The organism is Campylobacter sp. IFREMER_LSEM_CL2256 (assembly GCF_025771645.1).
In the GTDB taxonomy this organism is placed as follows: Bacteria; Campylobacterota; Campylobacteria; order Campylobacterales; family Campylobacteraceae; genus Campylobacter_D.
The window spans coordinates 69,113-86,911 of record NZ_JAKMQQ010000008.1 but is presented as its reverse complement, the minus strand read 5'-3'; the positions used below and the strand labels follow the sequence as shown (position 1 = coordinate 86,911).

18 protein-coding genes and 3 tRNA genes are annotated in these 17,799 nt (G+C 29.0%); 4 read left to right on the top strand and 17 right to left on the bottom strand.

The window, feature by feature from the left end; genetic code table 11:
* Nucleotides 1-148: 148 nt before the first annotated feature.
* Nucleotides 149-224, bottom strand: a tRNA-Met gene (locus L8U00_RS05545).
* Between the two features lie 13 nt (nucleotides 225-237).
* Nucleotides 238-312, bottom strand: a tRNA-Gln gene (locus L8U00_RS05540).
* Nucleotides 313-421: 109 nt separating this feature from the next.
* On the opposite strand from L8U00_RS05540, the gene L8U00_RS05535 reads away from it, so the two are divergent.
* Entirely contained in the window at nucleotides 422-1,444 is a 1,023-nt protein-coding gene (locus L8U00_RS05535; RefSeq protein ID WP_263708816.1) for a bifunctional 3,4-dihydroxy-2-butanone 4-phosphate synthase/GTP cyclohydrolase II, read from the top strand.
* On the opposite strand, the gene L8U00_RS05530 is transcribed toward L8U00_RS05535, so the two are convergent.
* The 5 genes from L8U00_RS05530 to L8U00_RS05510 are packed head-to-tail and all read right to left on the bottom strand — an operon-like array spanning nucleotide 1,434 to nucleotide 6,800.
* Nucleotides 1,434-2,384: an SAM-dependent methyltransferase gene (locus L8U00_RS05530; protein WP_318529520.1), complete on the bottom strand. Its 951-nt coding sequence runs from the start codon at nucleotides 2,382-2,384 to the stop codon at nucleotides 1,434-1,436. The genes L8U00_RS05535 and L8U00_RS05530 overlap by 11 nt on opposite strands.
* 2 nt (nucleotides 2,385-2,386) lie before the next feature.
* Nucleotides 2,387-3,193: a M23 family metallopeptidase gene (locus L8U00_RS05525; protein WP_263708812.1), complete on the bottom strand. Its 807-nt coding sequence runs from the start codon at nucleotides 3,191-3,193 to the stop codon at nucleotides 2,387-2,389.
* Nucleotides 3,190-5,184: a glycine--tRNA ligase subunit beta gene (gene glyS, locus L8U00_RS05520; RefSeq protein ID WP_263708811.1), complete on the bottom strand. Its 1,995-nt coding sequence runs from the start codon at nucleotides 5,182-5,184 to the stop codon at nucleotides 3,190-3,192. Before glyS ends, L8U00_RS05525 begins: the two co-directional genes overlap by 4 nt.
* 33 nt (nucleotides 5,185-5,217) lie before the next feature.
* Nucleotides 5,218-5,358, bottom strand: coding sequence for a hypothetical protein (locus L8U00_RS05515; protein WP_164717489.1), 141 nt, complete (start codon nucleotides 5,356-5,358; stop codon nucleotides 5,218-5,220).
* Nucleotides 5,358-6,800 (bottom strand): alanine/glycine:cation symporter family protein, encoded by a 1,443-nt coding sequence (locus L8U00_RS05510; protein WP_263708809.1) that lies wholly within the window; start codon nucleotides 6,798-6,800, stop codon nucleotides 5,358-5,360. The genes L8U00_RS05515 and L8U00_RS05510 overlap by 1 nt, the downstream gene beginning before the upstream one ends.
* Nucleotides 6,801-7,037: 237 nt before the next feature.
* Between L8U00_RS05510 and L8U00_RS05505 the strand changes: the two genes are divergently transcribed.
* Together L8U00_RS05505 and L8U00_RS05500 are read left to right on the top strand one after the other, a co-directional pair.
* Nucleotides 7,038-7,775 carry an amino acid ABC transporter permease gene (locus L8U00_RS05505; protein WP_412175424.1) on the top strand — a complete coding sequence of 246 codons (738 nt, stop codon included), beginning with the start codon at nucleotides 7,038-7,040 and terminating at the stop codon, nucleotides 7,773-7,775.
* Nucleotides 7,768-8,496, top strand: coding sequence for an amino acid ABC transporter ATP-binding protein (locus L8U00_RS05500; RefSeq protein ID WP_047208169.1), 729 nt, complete (start codon nucleotides 7,768-7,770; stop codon nucleotides 8,494-8,496). Before L8U00_RS05505 ends, L8U00_RS05500 begins: the two co-directional genes overlap by 8 nt.
* On the opposite strand, the gene L8U00_RS05495 is transcribed toward L8U00_RS05500, so the two are convergent.
* From L8U00_RS05495 to L8U00_RS05480, 4 genes are all read right to left on the bottom strand, one after another.
* Nucleotides 8,493-8,960 (bottom strand): tRNA (cytidine(34)-2'-O)-methyltransferase, encoded by a 468-nt coding sequence (locus tag L8U00_RS05495; protein ID WP_263678963.1) that lies wholly within the window; start codon nucleotides 8,958-8,960, stop codon nucleotides 8,493-8,495. The genes L8U00_RS05500 and L8U00_RS05495 overlap by 4 nt on opposite strands.
* Before the next feature lie 13 nt (nucleotides 8,961-8,973).
* Nucleotides 8,974-9,050 (bottom strand) — tRNA-Arg (locus tag L8U00_RS05490).
* A gap of 42 nt (nucleotides 9,051-9,092) precedes the next feature.
* Nucleotides 9,093-10,109 (bottom strand): sensor histidine kinase, encoded by a 1,017-nt coding sequence (locus L8U00_RS05485; protein ID WP_263708807.1) that lies wholly within the window; start codon nucleotides 10,107-10,109, stop codon nucleotides 9,093-9,095.
* A 2-nt stretch (nucleotides 10,110-10,111) separates the two neighbouring features.
* A complete protein-coding gene (locus L8U00_RS05480; RefSeq protein WP_263708806.1) occupies nucleotides 10,112-10,963 on the bottom strand; it encodes a DUF234 domain-containing protein in 852 nt (283 codons plus the stop codon).
* A gap of 57 nt (nucleotides 10,964-11,020) precedes the next feature.
* On the opposite strand from L8U00_RS05480, the gene L8U00_RS05475 reads away from it, so the two are divergent.
* Entirely contained in the window at nucleotides 11,021-12,286 is a 1,266-nt protein-coding gene (locus L8U00_RS05475; protein ID WP_263708805.1) for an aminotransferase class V-fold PLP-dependent enzyme, read from the top strand.
* Here L8U00_RS05475 and L8U00_RS05470 read toward each other — a convergent pair whose 3' ends face one another.
* The 6 genes from L8U00_RS05470 to L8U00_RS05445 form a co-directional block, all read right to left on the bottom strand.
* Nucleotides 12,287-13,045 carry a basic amino acid ABC transporter substrate-binding protein gene (locus L8U00_RS05470; protein WP_263708804.1) on the bottom strand — a complete coding sequence of 253 codons (759 nt, stop codon included), beginning with the start codon at nucleotides 13,043-13,045 and terminating at the stop codon, nucleotides 12,287-12,289. It lies immediately after the preceding gene.
* Nucleotides 13,046-13,237: 192 nt separating this feature from the next.
* Complete coding sequence (ftsW, locus tag L8U00_RS05465) at nucleotides 13,238-14,401, bottom strand: putative lipid II flippase FtsW (RefSeq protein WP_257397039.1); 1,164 nt, start codon at nucleotides 14,399-14,401, stop codon at nucleotides 13,238-13,240.
* 70 nt (nucleotides 14,402-14,471) lie between these two features.
* Nucleotides 14,472-15,278 carry an adenylosuccinate lyase gene (locus tag L8U00_RS05460; RefSeq protein ID WP_039617961.1) on the bottom strand — a complete coding sequence of 269 codons (807 nt, stop codon included), beginning with the start codon at nucleotides 15,276-15,278 and terminating at the stop codon, nucleotides 14,472-14,474.
* A gap of 18 nt (nucleotides 15,279-15,296) precedes the next feature.
* Nucleotides 15,297-16,013 carry an arginyltransferase gene (locus L8U00_RS05455; protein ID WP_263708803.1) on the bottom strand — a complete coding sequence of 239 codons (717 nt, stop codon included), beginning with the start codon at nucleotides 16,011-16,013 and terminating at the stop codon, nucleotides 15,297-15,299.
* Nucleotides 16,013-16,273 carry a hypothetical protein gene (locus L8U00_RS05450; protein WP_263708802.1) on the bottom strand — a complete coding sequence of 87 codons (261 nt, stop codon included), beginning with the start codon at nucleotides 16,271-16,273 and terminating at the stop codon, nucleotides 16,013-16,015. The genes L8U00_RS05455 and L8U00_RS05450 overlap by 1 nt, the downstream gene beginning before the upstream one ends.
* Nucleotides 16,270-17,712, bottom strand: coding sequence for an acetyl-CoA carboxylase subunit A (locus L8U00_RS05445; protein WP_039668233.1), 1,443 nt, complete (start codon nucleotides 17,710-17,712; stop codon nucleotides 16,270-16,272). The genes L8U00_RS05450 and L8U00_RS05445 overlap by 4 nt, the downstream gene beginning before the upstream one ends.
* Nucleotides 17,713-17,799 lie beyond the last annotated feature (87 nt).

The window sequence follows — 17,799 nt, the reverse complement described above, 5'->3', positions numbered from 1 at the left end:
TAAGTGTTTTATATTAAAGCTAAATTCAAATTTCTGATATGTTAAATTAGAGTATTAAAACTAATGAAAATCATTAAAAGTAAGATTAACAATATTTTTATTTACTCTGTAGCTAATTTAAATTCTTTGAAAAATTTTATTAGGAAATTGGTTGCGAAGGGGAGATTTGAACTCCCGACCTTCGGGTTATGAGCCCGACGAGCTAACCACTGCTCTACTTCGCGGCATCATATAAAGTGGATGGGGTAAAGGGATTCGAACCCCTGAATGACAGGACCAAAACCTGTTGCCTTACCGCTTGGCGATACCCCAATAAATGAAGTAATTTTTAAATTAAAATTGGTATTATATATTATTTTTTGCATAATGTCAAGAAAAATATTATATAATTTCTTAAAAAATAGAAAAAAGGAGATTGATAGTGGGATATGTTAGTGTAGAACAAGCTATAAAAGAACTTCAAGATGGCAAAATGCTAGTTATGGTAGATGCAGAAGATAGAGAAAATGAGGGAGATTTGATTTTCCCTGCACAATTTAGCTCACAAGAAAAAGTAAATTTTGCCATTACTCATGCAAGAGGTGTGGTGTGTGTAGCATTGAGTGAGAACTTAGCTAAAAAATTTGAACTACCTTTAATGGTGCCTAAAAATACATCAAATCACGAAACAGCTTTTACCATCACTGTCGATGCAAAAAATGCAACAACAGGAGTAAGTGCTTGTGAAAGGGATATGACTATACAAATTTTTGCTGATGATAATGCAAAGGCAAATGATTTTGTGCGTCCTGGACATATTAATCCTTTGATAGCAAAAAAAGGTGGGGTTTTAGAAAGAACAGGTCACACAGAAGGCACGGTGGATTTATGTCGCTTAGCAGGATTAAAAGAAGCATGTGTGATATGTGAGATTGTTAAAGATAATGGAGATATGGCTAGAAGAAGCGATTTGCTTGAGTTTTGCAAAAAACACGATATTAATATGATTACTATTTCAGATTTAATCGAGTATCGTTTAAAAAATGAAAGTTTGATTTCTTTAATCAAAGAAGAAGATAGTATTTTGGCAGGTTTTAAAGCTAAAAAAATGACCTTTAAAGATCATAATAAAAACGAACATATAACTTTTAGTTTTGGCGCTTTGAAAGAATGTGAGAATGTTAAATTTTATCTCAGTGGAAGCGATTTTGAACTTCTAACTTCTAATAAATTCAATGAATTATTAAAGCAAATTGAGTTTTTAAGCCAAAAAGGTGGTGTAATCATTTTCATGAAAAATGAAAAACAAGAAAACACACAATATAAAAATTATGGCATAGGAGCGCAAATTTTAAGGTATTTAAAAATTTCAAAAATCAAACTTCTAAGTCAAAATACCGATAAAGAATTTATAGGTTTAAAAGGTTTTGGGCTTGATATTACAAGCAGTGATTTTAAATCTTAAATTCTAAAAACTTAAACTTATCGCCAAAGTTAAACATCAAATTTTTACTTTGGTTGATAAAGTTTTTATAAATTTGAGGGTTAGTATTTTTAGCGTGTTCGATAATTTCTTCCAAACCAAAGTCAATTAAGGCTTGATTTTGATTTTTATATTCTAACACCTCAAAGCCCTCTTCTTTTAAAACTTGTAAAAAATGATCAAAATTTACATTATATGTAATATCACTTTTAGCAAAAAAATCTTTTAAATTCTCTTCAAAAAGATTATACACTTGGTGATTTTTATACATTCTAATACTAATTTTTTCTTCTTTTTTTGCATAATCAAAACATGCAAAAGTTAATTTTTCACAAGTTTGTTTTAATTTGGATAAAAAAGGTTTATAAGAGATACAAAGCTCACTATTAGTGATAGCATATTTTTCACATTCTTTTAAAAGTTCTTCACTCATAGGCTTAAAAACAATGTTTAAATCATCACCAACATATGCCATTGTTCTATCTTTTATAAGTTCACATGTAAAACAATCAAATAATTCATTAGCATAAAAAAAGGCATTTTTAAAATGACATTCTTCTAAAGAATTATAAATTTTCACGTCTAAATCATACTCATCAAAAAGTTTTTTTTGAACACATCTTAACTTTTCATGCGGCTCTATGACAAAACACTCAATCTGCTCTAAAACATCAGCTCTAAGAGTGTATAAAGCTTGTATGAAATCAAGCATTAAATGCCCTTCATTTGCTCCTATTTCTACAACTTCAACCGGTAAAATTAGCTTTTTATCATCTATAAGTTTTAAAAAATGATTAGCTAAGAGCGCTCCAAAAAGATTTCCCACACTAACTGTGGTATAAAAATCTCCGTTTTTGCCAACACTCACAGCTTGGGAGTAATATTTATCAATCCAATTTTGAAAAAACTCACTAAAAACTATCATTATAAAGCATTAAATTTAGCTATAAAATCAAGTGGGTCAACTTGCACACCATTAACTAAAATTCCAAAATGCAAATGTGGCCCTGTAACCCTACCGCTAGCTCCACTCAAACCTATAAGCTCGCCTTTTTTTACCTTTTGTCCTACTTTTACATTTAGTTTTGATAGATGATAATACTGAGAATAAATCCCATATCCATGGTCAATCACCACTGAATTTCCCGCATAGTAACGATTTGAAGCAATCCTTACAATACCATCATTACTTGCATAAATTTTTGTCCCACTTGCTGCTCTAAAATCAGTTCCGCTATGATAACTTTTAAGAGTATCATTAAACAATCTTGCTTTGCCAAAATCACTTGTAATTTTACTTTCTAAAGGGTATGCAAAACTGCCTTCAAATAAAGCTGTATTAGTATAGGTATTATAAACCTTAATAGCTTCTTGATATTCTTTGCTAATGCGATCAAGTGTTTCTTTAGGTGGATTAACCTTAGAAGCACTAACTTTTAAAAATTCTTTTTTATAATTTCCTTCGCTAAATTTTATATTAATTTCCTCTTTGGAATTATCTTTAAATTCAGCTATTAATTTTCTATCTTTGGGGTTTTTATAAGGCATAGATACACTAACAATAACTTTATTTTTATACTCAAAAAAAGGAAGTTTTTTAGAATTTGAACTAACTTGTAAAAAATTATTTTTATCAAATTCTAAAAAAACTACTTGCCCTTTTACAAGCTCAATCTCTCTAGCTTCTAATGCAAACACCAAAAAACAAAGTAAAAAAAGAATTTTTCTCATATACTAAGCTCTTTAATATCAGCTATTTTTAAAAACTCACGATAAATTGCGCATACTAAAGCTTGACGATTGTTTTTAATATTTTCATCTTTGTCATTAATCATTACTTTATCAAAAAAAGCATCAATTTGCGGTTTGAGCGCAAAAAGGCTTTCTAAAAGCTCTTGGGTATTATTTTCTTTTGTTTTACACTGCATAAAAGCTTGATATAAATCTTTTTCTTCTTGAGTGTTAAACAAATTTTCATTAATTTGAACCTCGCTTAATACTGCAATATTTGCCAAACGCTTAAAAGTAGTAAAATTTTGACTAAAATCTGCCTTATTTGCACTTTGAATCAAAGCTTTAATACAAGAATCAATATAAATAACATCATAAGTTTTAGAGCTAAGCACAGCTTTAACAAAAGAAGCATTTACTTCATAAAAAGTATATAAACGCTCTAAGATAAAATCTAATAAAATTTTCAAATCAAAGCTTTTATACTCACTAGCTATTGCTTCTAAAAATATCTTAAGATCAAAATTTTTATTTAAAGCTAAAATAATTTTTAAAACACCATTTGCTGCTCTTCTTAAAGCGTAAGGATCTTTTGTACCACTTGGGATTTTCCCCATTGAAAAAAGCCCCATAAGTGTATCAAATTTATAAGCTAAAGCTACAATAGAACTAAATTCATTACTTGGCATAGCTGAATTATCACCATTTGGAAGGTATTGTTCTTTAATAGCCAAAGCAAGCTCATCACTCATACCCATAGCTTTAGCATAATAAGAACCCATAATGCCTTGAAGATCAGTAAATTCATACACCATTTGAGTGCTTAGATCAGCTTTTGAGTATTCTATAGCTTTTAAAATTTCATCTTTTTGAGTATTAACAAAAACCTCACAAAGCTTAGCGGCGATTTTTTTCTCTCTGATGATTTTATCTTTTAAGGTTCCAAGTCCTTCAAGATAGATCATTTGGCTTATTTTATCATTATTTAAGCCCTGCGCTAAGTCATTTTTCCAAAAAAACATCGCATCACTTAATCTTGCTCTTAAAACTCTTTCATTTCCATTAATGATTTTAGAATAATCTTTACAAACTGCATTAGAAACTACGATAAAATGATTGCTTAAAGTATTGTTTTTAAATACTGCAAAATAGCGTTGATTTTCTCTCATGGAAGTGATAATTACCTCACTTGGGATTTCTAAATACTCTTTTTCAAAATGCCCTAATAATGCTTTTGGATACTCTGTGATAGCTACAACTTCAGCTAAAAGCTCATCATCTTCTGCAATAGTAATATCATTTTCTTTTTCAAGCATCTTTAACTGTTCGATAATAAGCTTTTTTCTTTGTTCTTGATCTAAAATAATATAATTTTGCTCTAAAGTTTTAAAATACTCATCAATATTCGCAAAAGCTATCAAATCATAACTAACACTTCTATGTACAAAAGTACTTTTTGCACTTTTAACACCATAGCTTTCAAACTCAATCAACTCATCATTTAATACACAACAAAGCGAGCGAATAGCTCTAATAAATTCAAAACTACCATCGCCCCATCTCATAGTTTTACCAAAGCTCAAGCTTTTTAAGAAAGTTTCAATCATTTGAGCTAAAACTGCTTTACTTTGTAAGCCTTGCACTTGTTTTTGACAATACAAGACTTCTTTGCCTTTAATTTCTTTAAATTCAAGCTCTTCTTCTTTTAAGCCACTTTTTTCTAAAAAACTAAGCCCTGCTTGAGTAAGCTTTCCATCTTTATAAGCTATCGCCCTAGGTGCACCTATAAATTCCACAAAAGAATCATCTTGTTTTTCTTTAAAATTTTCATGAATAAAAACCAATCTTCTAGGAGTATAGAAAAATTTAAATTCAGATTCTAAATGATACTCTTGTAAAATCTTTTCCCATTTTTTAGTAATATTTGGAAGCTCTTTTAATAAAGGAATAGCAGGAAGTTCTTCTGTGCCTATTTCTATTAACAATTTCATTTTACACTCTTTTTTAAAAATTTTTAGTGTATTTTACCTATTTTTTTTAAAATCTTTCTTTGTTTTTAGTTTTTCTTCTCTTTGTTTAGCTTTTTCTTGCATTTGGCGGTTAAAGCCAAACACAAGAAAAACCATAAAAGCTATAAACAAAGCAATAATAATATAATCTATCATTAGTCCCAACACTCTGCATTTTTAATACCAAGCTTTGAAGCACTAAATACCGGATCTCTACCTTGTCTTTTTTGCTCGCTAAAGTCTTTTAATACCTTTTTCACTATACCACCAAGTAATAAAATAGAAATGATATTAATCGTAGCCATAAATGCCATGGTAGTATCAGCTAAATCCCACGCAAATTTTAAATCCATATTTGCACCAATAAAAATCATAAGCACAGCGCTTGCTTTAAAAAGATTGATAATAATAGGATTTTGAGTAAGGTATTTAATATTTGCTTGAGCATAATAATAATTTCCTATCAAAGAAGTAATAGCAAATAAAACTATACTAACAGTAGTAAAATGCACACCTAAATTTCCATAATATTCTTTCATAGATTCTTGCACCAAGGGTAGTGCTGTTAAAATAGGCTTACCATCTACGCCGATATTATTTGCATAAGCAAGTGAAAATAACACTAAAAATCCTGAACTTGTACAAATAATCACATCAATTAATACAGAAAATGCTTGAATAACTCCTTGTTTTGCAGGGTGAGTTGTAAGAGCTGAAGCTGCTGCATTTGGCGCTGAACCCATGCCTGCTTCATTAGAAAATAATCCTCTTTTTATACCTATAACCAAAGCAGAACCTGCAAATCCACCAAAAATAGCTTCAAAATCAAAAGCACTTTTAAAAATCATAGAAAACACTTCAGGAATTTTATCAAAATTCATAAACATTGCTATGATAGATAAACCAACATAAATCATTGCCATAATAGGAACGATAACTGAGCTTACTTTACCTATTTTAGTATGATCACCAAAAAACATATAAGCAGCAAAAACAGCTAAAATTGCTCCTATTGCAATAGGCCACCAACTTTGAGCAAAGCTTACTTCACTAGCATCAACCATGCCTTTATAGTAAAACTCAAATGCCGAAGTCATAGTTTGACTTTGAAGACCATTAAATCCATAAGCATAAGTAATGATTAAAATCACCGCAAAAACAGCTCCAAGCCATTTTAAATTTAAAGCTTTACTAATATAATAAGCAGGACCACCTTTAAAACTTTTACCATCACGGCTTTTGTAAACTTGTGCTAAAGTACTTTCTGCAAAAGCTGAGGCGCCACCAAAAAACGCCATAGCCCACATCCAAAATAAAGCACCTGGTCCACCCAAAACAACTGCTACTGCGATACCTGCGATATTTCCTATACCAACTCTTGAAGCTGTTGAAATCATCAAAGCTTGAAAAGGAGTAATATGGTGTTTTTCATGCTTTTCTTGCTTTTCTGTTAAGATATCAAACACATAAGGAAGCATTCGAAATTGCACAAAACCAGTCAAATAACTATAATAAAACCCCGTGACAATAAGTAAAATTACTAAAATAGAATAATACTGATTATTCACAAAGGCAACAAATTGGGATATTAAATCCATATTTATCTCCTTTTTTATAAATTTTCAAATACAAATTTATCATAAAAAAATGAATTTGTTATAAAAAAATATAATTTTAGGTTAATTTTATTTTATTTTTTATAGCTATGTGAAATTTTAACTCAAAATATTAACAACAACATCACATAAAACACCTTTAAGTAAAAAGAAAACTTAATTTTTATACACTTAGATTTTTAAAAATTTATCAAGGTGTGCAAGTTGAAACAAAATACGATGAAACTTTTTGTATTTTTTGCCATTATTATTTTTTGGGCTTATTTCTCATTTCCTATTGAAATTTTACAAATCAAAGATCAAAATGGTTTAGCCACAGGTGAATATGCTTATACCATAGAAGCTAAAGCTTATGTTCATAGTTATTTCACAACACTTGGTTTAACAGTGGGTGGGATTTTAATAGGAATAGTGTTTGGTTTTTTTCTAGCATTTTTAAGATTTTTAGAAATCCAAAGTTTAAATTTTATTATAGATGAATACATAGACATCATACGCGGAACCCCTTTACTTTTACAACTTTTGATTTTTTCTGTAGTGATTTTTGCTACTTGGAGTGATAATTTTTATGTAGCTATTATCGCACTTGGACTTAATAGCTCTGCTTATGTAGCTGAAATCGTAAGAAGTGGAATTCAAAGCGTAGACAAAGGACAAATGGAAGCAGCAAGAGCAATGGGACTTAATTATTCTGCTTCTATGAGACTAATCATCTTCCCACAGGCAATTAAAAACATTTTACCTTCTTTAATGAATGAATTTATTTCTTTATTTAAAGAAACTTCAATAGTAGGTTATATTAGTGTTATGGATATTACCATGCAAAGTAAAAGCTTACAAGCAATCTATTACAACCCTAAACCTATTATTTTTACAGGACTTGTATATTATATAAGTGTTAAAATTTTAACACTTATCGCAAGAATTATAGAAGTGAGATTAAATAAACATGATTAAAATAGAAAATTTAATTAAAAAATACGGAGATTTAGAAGTCTTAAAAGATATTAGCGTTGAAGTACATAAAGGTGATATTATTGCTATTATAGGGCCTAGTGGAGGTGGAAAAAGTACTTTTTTACGCTGTTTAAATAAACTTGAAACACCAGATAGTGGTAATATTTATATCAATAATGTTAATATACTTGATAAAAAAGCAGATATCAATAAAATTCGTCAAAAAGTAAGCATGGTATTTCAACATTTTAATCTTTTTAATAATAAAAATGTTTTAGAAAATTTATGTCTAGCGCCAGTACAAACAAAAATCATGAGTAAAGACGAAGCAGTAAAAAAAGCACGAGAATTACTCAAGAAAGTTGGCTTAAGTGATAAAGAAAGCTATTTTCCTCACAAGCTCTCAGGCGGACAAAAACAGCGTATTGCCATAGCAAGGTCATTAATGATGAATCCTGATGTGATTTTATTTGATGAGCCAACTTCAGCTTTAGATCCTGAAATGATAGGTGAAGTTTTAAACATCATGAAAGAAGTAGCTAAAGAAGGTCTAACCATGCTTGTAGTTACACATGAAATGGGATTTGCAAGAAATGTAGCTAATCGAATTTTCTTTATGGATAAAGGCATTATAGCAGTAGATGAATGTCCTAAAATAGCTTTTGAAAACCCAAAAAATGAAAGATTGAAAGAATTTTTAAATCAAGTTTTAAATCATTAAAATTTTTCAAAAGAGGCAAAATTTTGCCTCAAAGCCTCATAACTCACTATACCTACACTTGTAGCTAAATTTAAACTTCTACCACAATCTTTCATCGGTATAGTAATGGCATTTTCCCATTTTTTTTGCATTAAATCCATGGGCAAGCCAAAACTTTCACTTCCAAAAAACAAAAAATCGCCTTTTTGATAATTTACGTCAAAATAAGCTTGAGTAGTTTTAGTTGTCGCAAAGAAAAATCTATCTTGAAATTTTTCATATTCTTTTAAAAAATCTTCTAAATTATTCCATAATAAAGGATTTAATTTTTTCCAATAATCAAGCCCTGCTCTTTTAACTGCCTTTTCATCGATACTAAAAAGTGGATTGATAATATGTAAAGTAAATCCCGCATTAAAACACATTCTACCTATACTTCCTGTATTTTGCGGTATGCGAGGCTCAACCAAGACTATATGAAACATCTTTTTCCTTAAATGGTGTCCCCAGCAAGGTTTGAACTTGCGGCCTCAGAATTAGGAATTCTGCGCTCTATCCAGCTGAGCTATGAGGACAAATATTTTTATTATTTTAAGAAAAAATTTATTTTATAGAGCTTAAATTTTAAGCTCTATAAAAAAACATTTTGGATTTTCATCAAAACCTAAAATTCCATTATGTGCATCAATAATTTGTTTTGACAAAGAAAGCCCTAGACCATTGCCTTTTAACTTAGTTGTTTTAAAAGCTTCAAAAACCATTTTTTTATCTTTGATACTTACCCCGTTATCATAAACTTTAATAAAGATTTTATCTTCTTTTTGCTCACATTTAACTTTTATACAACCATCATCATTTTCACTTTCTTCAATAGCATCTATGGCATTATAAAGCAAATTTTGCAAAACCAAAGCAAGCAAAGATTTATCTGCGTTGATTTTTAAATCTAAAAATTCAAATGTAAAATCAATATTAGCTAGATAATTATAAGCTCCAATAGCTTGTTCGCATTCATCTTGTAATTCTTTTAAATTAAATTCATTTAAATTAACATGCACTCCTTTTGTAAAAAGCAAAGTAGAATTTACAATACGCTCCACCCTAGAAATAGCTTTTTGAATTTCTAATACTATATGCTTATTTTTTAACTCACTTCTTTCAAACAAAGTAGAACTTAACAAAGAAATAGAACCGATAGGATTGCGTATTTCATGTGCTAGGTGTGCTGCTACTGTACCCATACTGGCTAATCTTTCATTCCTTTTTTCATCGCTAATATCAGTAGCATTAACTATAAGTTTATCGGCATGAGAGGTGACTTTTATTAAATAAAATTTATGATCAAACTCAAGCTCATAATGAGTTTTTTCAAGATCAATTTTTTCTAAAAGTTTTGGTTGTTGATTAGCTAAGTTATTTTGAAGTGTTATCTTTTTATTAGTATCTAAAACCCACAAAGCCATTGGTAAAACTTCTATAATATCACTTACCATTTGTCTTAACGCAGTGTAGTTTTCATTAAGTTGCTTATATTCATTTTCTATAACATAGGTTTGCTCTATTAAGGCTTTTAGCCCTTGTTGTAAGTTTTCTTTTTCACTAGAATCTAAACTTTTTAAAATATTCTCATCCACACTTAATCCTTAATTAAAAATTGAAAATCTTCTAAAGTATATAAAAGCAAATTACGCTCCTTATTTAGAATAAGCTCTTTACTAAAGCCACTCTTTGAAAAAAGCACATATAAATTAGATTGAATTTGCAACTGTTTTGCTTTGTTTTTTAAGGTATTTAAAATATTTTTACATATTTTTCTTTCTTTAAATTTAACCTCACCTAAAACACAAAAATTTTCTTTTTTATAATAAAGATCTATCTCACAATAATAATTCCAAAAACTATACACCTGCTTTACCTTAAGCTTTTTAGCTAAAAATTCTTTACACAAAAGCTCAAAAGTAAAGCTTTGATATTTTTCTAAATTTTCTTGGATTACCTCCATTAGCTCGTTGTATCTTTTCATCGTAATTAAGTTTAAATTAGGATATATAAAATAAAAGAAAAATCTCAATCCTTGATTTTTAAAAACAACCTTATCTTGAATGCTATATGAGCGTAATTCTTTTTTAATCTTTTGTCTTTTATTTTTCACAATAGGCTTTTCTTGACTTTTTTCCAAAGTCAAAATATTTTTTTCTAAAAGTTTATTAACAAGTCCTAGAGCTTGAAAATGCGGAATAGATTTATTGATAGAATAGCGTTTTCTATCATTTTTACTTAAAACGCTCAAAGCCTTCAAAGCATTATCATCTAAATTTAAATAAGATAAAATATCAAAAGCTTTTAAAATAAAAACATTTAAAATATTATCATACAAACTTAATTTCAAATCAAATTCAAACTCATCAAAAATACTATAAAAATCAAAAATATTTTTAAGCTCCAAAGTTTCACAGCGTTTTGAAAAATCACTAAAATTTATAACCACATCCTTATTTTAAATATTTTGTATGATATAATTTTAACAAATTTTTGGGGGATTTTTTTGAATATTGAAACATTAAAACAAGATATTATTTTAAAAAAAGGCATATATTATTTTGACTTTACAGCTAGTGCTTTAGCATTAAAAAGTATAGAAAAAGAAATAAAAAAAATTCTTACAACTTATGCAAATACACATTCAGATAGCTCTTTAAATTCTTTCATCACGCAGCAACATTATGAAAATGCAAGAACAAATTTAAAAAAATATCTTGAATTAGATGATAGCTTTGCTCTTATAGCTTGTGGGAGTGGATCTTCAGCTGCTATTAAAAAATTTCAAGAGCTTTTAGGTCTATATATACCTCCGCTTATTAAAGAAAAATACTTTAAAAATACAGATAAAAACACCTTACCTTTAGTTATAGTAGGACCTTATGAACATCATTCTAACGAACTTTCATTCAGAGAAGCTTTGTGTGAATGCGTTCGTATACCCTTAGATAAAAAAGGCGAGTTAGATTATGCTTTTTTGGAAAAATTGTTAAAAAAATCCAAAAACAGACAAATCATAGCAAGTTTTAACGCTGCTTCAAATGTCACAGGAATTTTAAGTGATTATAAAAAAATCTACACTCTAATCAAACAATATGATGGCGTAGTTGCTTTTGATATTTCCACCTTAGCTCCTTATGCTAACTTAAATCCTAAATTTTACGATGCAGTGTTTATCAGTTCTCATAAATTACTTGGTGGTGTAGGATCTTGTGGCTTACTTGCTATTAAAAAAAATCTATGTGGTAATACTCCTAGCTTTGCTGCAGGTGGAACCGTAGGCTATGTTTCAAGAACTTCTCAACAATACTTATGCGAGGTTGAAAATTTAGAAGAAGGTGGCACACCTGGAATTATTCAACTTATTAGAGCAAGTTTAGCTTTTAAAGTACGCAATGAAATAGGTTTAAAAAATATAGAAAAAAAAGAAAAAGAGCTTTGTGAGTATTTTTTAAAACAATGTACAAATTTTCCAAAAATGATCTTATATGCAAAAAATATCACTCATAGATTGCCTATTTTTGCTTTTAACATAGAAGGAATTTCTCCTTTTGATTTAGCTTACAAACTAAGCAAAACTTATAAGATAGAAACAAGAGCAGGCTGTGCTTGCGCAGGACCTTATGGGCATGATTTACTAAAATTAAAAGATAATCAAGAGCTAAAATTTAAACCAGGTTGGCTAAGAGTGGGTTTTCATTATACACACACAAAAGAAGATATAGAGTATTTTTTTAAAGCCTTGAAAGCAAGTATCAAGGCTTTAAGTTGATTATTGTAAATCGTATTTTTCTACGATTTTTTGGTAAGTACCATCAGCTTTAACTTTTTCTAAACCTGCATTAATTTTTTGAACAAGCTCAGTTTGTTTTCCTTTATCAAAAGCTATACAAAAACCCGAACTTCCATCATTTTCTTCTAAAAATGCTTCTAACTCTTCATTAGTTTTTAAATAACCTTTACCGATATCTTTATCTGTTAAAACTACATCAACTTTACCAGCTTTTAAAGCCAAAATTGCAGCTAACATTTCTTCGCTAGCCACCACTTGAGCATTTGGAATAGCCTTAGCAGCACTTTCTTGGATGGTTCCAAGTTGAACACCTATTTTTTTACCTTCCAAACTTTGTTTATCGCTGATACTAGAATCTGTTTTTAGTTTTAAATATAAATTTTTAGTATTAAAATAAGTATCACTAAAATCCATACTAGTAAGTCTTTGTGGTGTTGAACTCATAGCAGAAGCTATCATATCAATCTTTCCAGCTTTTAAAGCAGGGATCAAACCATCAAAACTCATGTTTACCCACTCAAGTTTTAAATTTTCTCTTTTTGCAATCTCTTCTAGTAAATCAACATCAAATCCGGTAATTTTTGCATCTTTAACAAAATCAAAAGGAGGATAATTTGCAGCTATACCTACTTTATAAACTTTTTCACTAGAAGCACTAGCTTGATTTTTATCGCTTGAGCAAGCACCTAAAGCCAATATACCAAATAACGCCAAAACAACATATAATATTTTTTTCATTTCTTTCCTTTGTTAAAAATTAAAAATAAAATTGATAAATGATTATAATGTGTTTAAACGCCTGTATTTCTTCATATCCGCCTCCTTGTATAATAAATATATCATAATTATAGCAGAAAAAAGTTTTTTGTAAAGACTTGATAGCAAATATTTTTTATTTAAGTTATTTTTTATATATTTTAATTAACAAATTTATATTTTTACCTTTTTGCTAATCATTAAAACATAGCCTATTCCAAGACAAATAGACCACATTGAACTACCTCCATAGCTTAAAAGCGGCACAGCAACACCTTTTAATGGAGTCAAGGAAATAATTCCAAAAGCATTCATAAAAAATGAAAACAATAAAAGCAAAGCTACGCCCGAACAAAACAAAAAATGAACTTTATTTTCACAACGCCCTGCTATTCTAAAAATTCGAAGTATTACCATCAAATATATAAAACAAATAATACTTAATCCCAATAATCCTATCTCTTCAGTAATCCCTGATAAGACAAAGTCCGTGTGCACCTCACTTAAAAATCCTAGTTTAAAAGTTCCAAGCCCTAAACCCTCTCCAAAAAATCCACCATGAGCTATAGCATTTAAACTATGTGAAATTTGATAAGGCTCTGAGTTGTGACTTACTCTTAAAACACTTGCTAGCCAATCAGGAAAGAAAGGTAAAAACGCATCTTGGATATTTCCCCACCAAGCAGAAATACGCTGAATTCTTCTTTGATTACTTAAGATTACCAAAACCCCAATCATTCCAACAATAACCACACCAAAAGCAAAAAGTCTTTTACTAGCTCCTGCAAAAAAAGCTAAAGCAAAAACCAAGAAAAAAGAAATAACGCTTTGCCCTAAATCATTTTGTGTCATATAAATATAACCAATAACAAAAGCAGCTAAAATAAAATAAGGAATTAAAATTAAAACTTCATGTTTGATTGCTTTTTTGCTATCATCAATTCTTCTTGTATAAGACCAAGCAAGGAAATAAATCAAGCCTATTTTAAAAAATTCAACTGGAGAGATAGATAAAGGACCAAGCCTAATCCACCTTTTAGCACCACCTGCTGCAGTAGCAAGAAAGGTAGGTAGAAAAGGTAAAATAAGTATAAATAAAAAAGAGATGAGTAAAACGCTTATCATCAAATAATGCGCCATTTTACTATCAGGATTTAATCTTGAAACAAAATAAATAATAGCTATACCACTAAGCCCAAAAAAAAGCTGTCTGATAAAAAAGTGAAATTCATTATATTCTAAATAAAGAACAGTAAAAGCACTTAAAGAATATGAAAAAAGTATTCCTATAGTTATAAGAATGCAACTTAAAAAAAATAACTTTCTATCAGCAACCAATATTATTCCCTAAATTTTTATAAAAAATTAATTTTAATAAATTGCAACTTAAAATGATGTTATTTTAGCATCAAGTATTATTTTTATATAAAGATTTTAAGCTCTCATAAGCAAGCTGAATTTTCTCAAATTCTTCACGGCAATAAGCTTGTTCGATCTTACTTTTACCTTGATGGCGATCAGGATGATAAATTTTAACCAAATTAAGATAATTTTGTCTAATAGTAGCAAAATCATCACTAGAATTACATCCTAGTGTTTGAAAATAATTTTCAAAAAGCTTTGCCAGAGCATTAAATTTCCAATTAGTACTAGCTTTGTTTTTCATTTTATTTCTAAATTCTAAAAGCTGAGTTTCATTAATCGTAAAATCAACACAATATTTCAAATGCTCATTTACACTAGCTAAAATTTCTAAAAGATTTAAAGTATTATCATCTTTGTATTCTACTGAAAAAATACAATTTTTTTCATCATACACGCTTTTATGATCTTTAAAATACTGCTCTAAATACACAGCAAATAATTTTTCATTCGAACTTAGTGTGATTAAAATATTCTTTTGTGCAAAGCCTATTTTAGCAAAGATTACAGGTTTTAAAGTATTTGCTTGAGCAAGATTTAATTTAAAGGTTTTATAATGTGCAAAAGCAAGATTATCAATTTGATTTCCAGTATTTTTTTTATATTTATGATTAACAAGTTTTAAAAAATATCTTCTTTGAGGAATTTCATTTTCTACAAAAAAAGACAAGGTTTTATTTTTATTACCTATAACTTTGGAAAAATTTTTACGGATAAGATCTTGAAAATATTTAAACATTAAAAAATCATCAGTATTAACACTAACTGATTCTAAAGTTTGCACTACTTGCATAAAATCCTCTCTATAAACCTAACTCCACAAAAATGCTTGCTCATTTAAAGCACTAGTGTGTTTTAAAATTTCATTTGGACTATAATCGGCTTTATATGATAAAGATTGACACCCTTTTACAAAATATCCCAAATAAATATATTTTAATTTTTTTAATTGTGCAAGTTTAATTTCTGTTAAAAGTGAGTATTTACCAAGACTTAGATGGGAAAAATCTGGATCATAAAAACAATAAATGCTAGAAATTCCATCTTCTAAAATATCAATCAAATCAACACAAACTAACTTATTGTCTATATAAAAATCAAGCTCATATCCAAAAGTACCAGCATTATCTACATAAAGATTATAATATTTTCTAAAATTTAAATCATAAATTTTCCAATTTCTTTTATCTTTTTGGTAATGGTGATATTTTTCATAAAGCAACAAATGTTCATCACTTAAAGAAGGTTTTTGTAAGATTATTTTAGTGGCTGTATTTTTTTTCAAAACCCTACGATAACTTTTGCTAAAATGAAAATTTTCTACTAAAATACGTAAATTTTGACACTCATTACAATCATTACATATTGGTCTTGAAAAATACGAACCAAAGCGACGCCAACCTCTTGAAACTAGTTCTTGATTTTGTGTTTTTGTGATAAAAGATATGTAATTATACTCATTTCTACAGCATCTATTTTCAAGATAAGGACATTCTTCTTCTAAAGTACAAAAACCAATATTATTCATTAGATCTTTTTAATATCACTATTTTTTACAAATTCCATAAATTCATTAGCCAAACGCTCTTCTTTTAAAAACATATCTTCAAATTCTTGCTCTTGTTTTTTATCTTCATTCTGTTTAGCTAAATCTTTTTGTATAGCATCTAAGTTAGTATTTTTCATACTAACTCCACTTTTACTCGCTTTAACCTTTTCTTTTTTTGTTTGACCTTGTTCTTTTTGGAGTGCTTTTTTTATATCTTTTAATTCATCTAAAAAACTCATGATTGTCTACTTTCTTTTATCTTTTGTAAAGTCGCAGCTATAGCAGCAATTACTTCTTCTTTGTTTTCTTGGTGTCTATCTTCTGTTTTTTCTAAAAGCTCTTCCATATGTGTTTCTATAAAAGAAGTATCAAAATACCCTCTTCTAAATTCTCTTATTTTGGTAATTGCAATCAAAAATGGCACAGTTGTTCTAATATCATCAATCACAAATTCTTTCAAAGCTCTCTCAAGTCTATTAACTGCACTATCATAACTTGAACCTTTAACAATTAATTTTGCAAGCAAAGAATCATAATAAGGCGGCACGGTATAGTCTTTATATAAATGACTATCTACTCTCACAGATGGCCCTAAAGCTGGAAAATATTCTGTGATTTTACCCGGACTTGGAATGAAATTTTTCCATACATTTTCTGCCGTAATCCTAGCTTCTATCGCAAAACCTCTTGGTTTTATATCGCTTTGCTCAAGATCTAAAATTTCCCCATTTGCTATACGAATTTGTCTTGTGATAAGATCAATTCCTGTGATTTCTTCTGTGATTGGGTGTTCTACTTGAATTCTTGTATTCATTTCCATAAAATAAAATCTATTATAATCATCAAGTAAAAACTCAACCGTCCCAACATTGGTATAACCCACAGCTTTTGCAGCAGCTACTGCGGTAACTCCTATGGTTTTTCTTAGTTTTTCTGAGATACTTGGACAAGGTGCTATTTCAATGATTTTTTGATGTCTTCTTTGTATTGAACAATCCCTTTCACAAAGATGAATGATATTACCATAATTATCTGCTAAAATTTGAAACTCAATATGCCTTGGATTAATAACATATTTTTCCATAAAAACTTCATCATTTTTAAAAAAGCTTAATGCCTCTCTCTTACAAGCTTCAAAAGATTTTTCTAAATCTTCTTCTTTATGTACTACGCGTATACCTCTACCACCACCGCCACCACTGGCTTTTAAAATCACCGGATAACCTATTTTTAAAGCTTGAAGTTTGATTTCTTCTAATGTACAATGATTTAATTTTTCAGTACCTGGAACCACAGGAATTCCATTTTTTTTCATTAAATATCTTGCTATATTTTTATTTCCCATTTTACGGATAACATCTGATTTTGGCCCTATAAAGATAATCCCTGCTTCTTCGCACTCTTTTGCAAACTCATAATTTTCACTTAAAAAGCCATATCCAGGATGTATAGCATCGGCTCCACAAGCTTTAGCAATTTCAACTATTCTTTTGCCATCTAAATACCCTCTTATGGCATCAGTTCCTATTCTATATGCTTCATCAGCAACTTTTACATGCAAACACTCATGATCAGGTTCAGTATAAACAGCAACACTTTTTATATGTAAATCCCTACAAGCACGGATTACCCTTACTGCAATCTCACCTCTATTAGCTATTAAAATCTTATGTATCATTACTTTGCCTTAAGCTAAAATATTATTCAAAGAAGATTAGCATAAAAATATAAAAATTCTATAAAATTACTTATTTTTGCTAATTTT

Bases quoted from the DNA above. Each gene is read 5' to 3' on its own strand.
- L8U00_RS05525 (WP_263708812.1), bottom strand. From the start codon at position 3,193: ATGAGAAAAATTCTTTTTTTACTTTGTTTTTTGGTGTTTGCATTAGAA.
- glyS (WP_263708811.1), bottom strand. From the start codon at position 5,184: ATGAAATTGTTAATAGAAATAGGCACAGAAGAACTTCCTGCTATTCCT.
- L8U00_RS05515 (WP_164717489.1), bottom strand. From the start codon at position 5,358: ATGATAGATTATATTATTATTGCTTTGTTTATAGCTTTTATGGTTTTT.
- L8U00_RS05510 (WP_263708809.1), bottom strand. From the start codon at position 6,800: ATGGATTTAATATCCCAATTTGTTGCCTTTGTGAATAATCAGTATTAT.
- L8U00_RS05505 (WP_412175424.1), top strand. From the start codon at position 7,038: ATGAAACTTTTTGTATTTTTTGCCATTATTATTTTTTGGGCTTATTTC.
- L8U00_RS05500 (WP_047208169.1), top strand. From the start codon at position 7,768: ATGATTAAAATAGAAAATTTAATTAAAAAATACGGAGATTTAGAAGTC.
- L8U00_RS05495 (WP_263678963.1), bottom strand. From the start codon at position 8,960: ATGTTTCATATAGTCTTGGTTGAGCCTCGCATACCGCAAAATACAGGA.
- L8U00_RS05470 (WP_263708804.1), bottom strand. From the start codon at position 13,045: ATGAAAAAAATATTATATGTTGTTTTGGCGTTATTTGGTATATTGGCT.
- L8U00_RS05460 (WP_039617961.1), bottom strand. From the start codon at position 15,278: ATGCAAGTAGTGCAAACTTTAGAATCAGTTAGTGTTAATACTGATGAT.
- L8U00_RS05455 (WP_263708803.1), bottom strand. From the start codon at position 16,013: ATGAATAATATTGGTTTTTGTACTTTAGAAGAAGAATGTCCTTATCTT.
- L8U00_RS05450 (WP_263708802.1), bottom strand. From the start codon at position 16,273: ATGAGTTTTTTAGATGAATTAAAAGATATAAAAAAAGCACTCCAAAAA.
- L8U00_RS05445 (WP_039668233.1), bottom strand. From the start codon at position 17,712: ATGATACATAAGATTTTAATAGCTAATAGAGGTGAGATTGCAGTAAGG.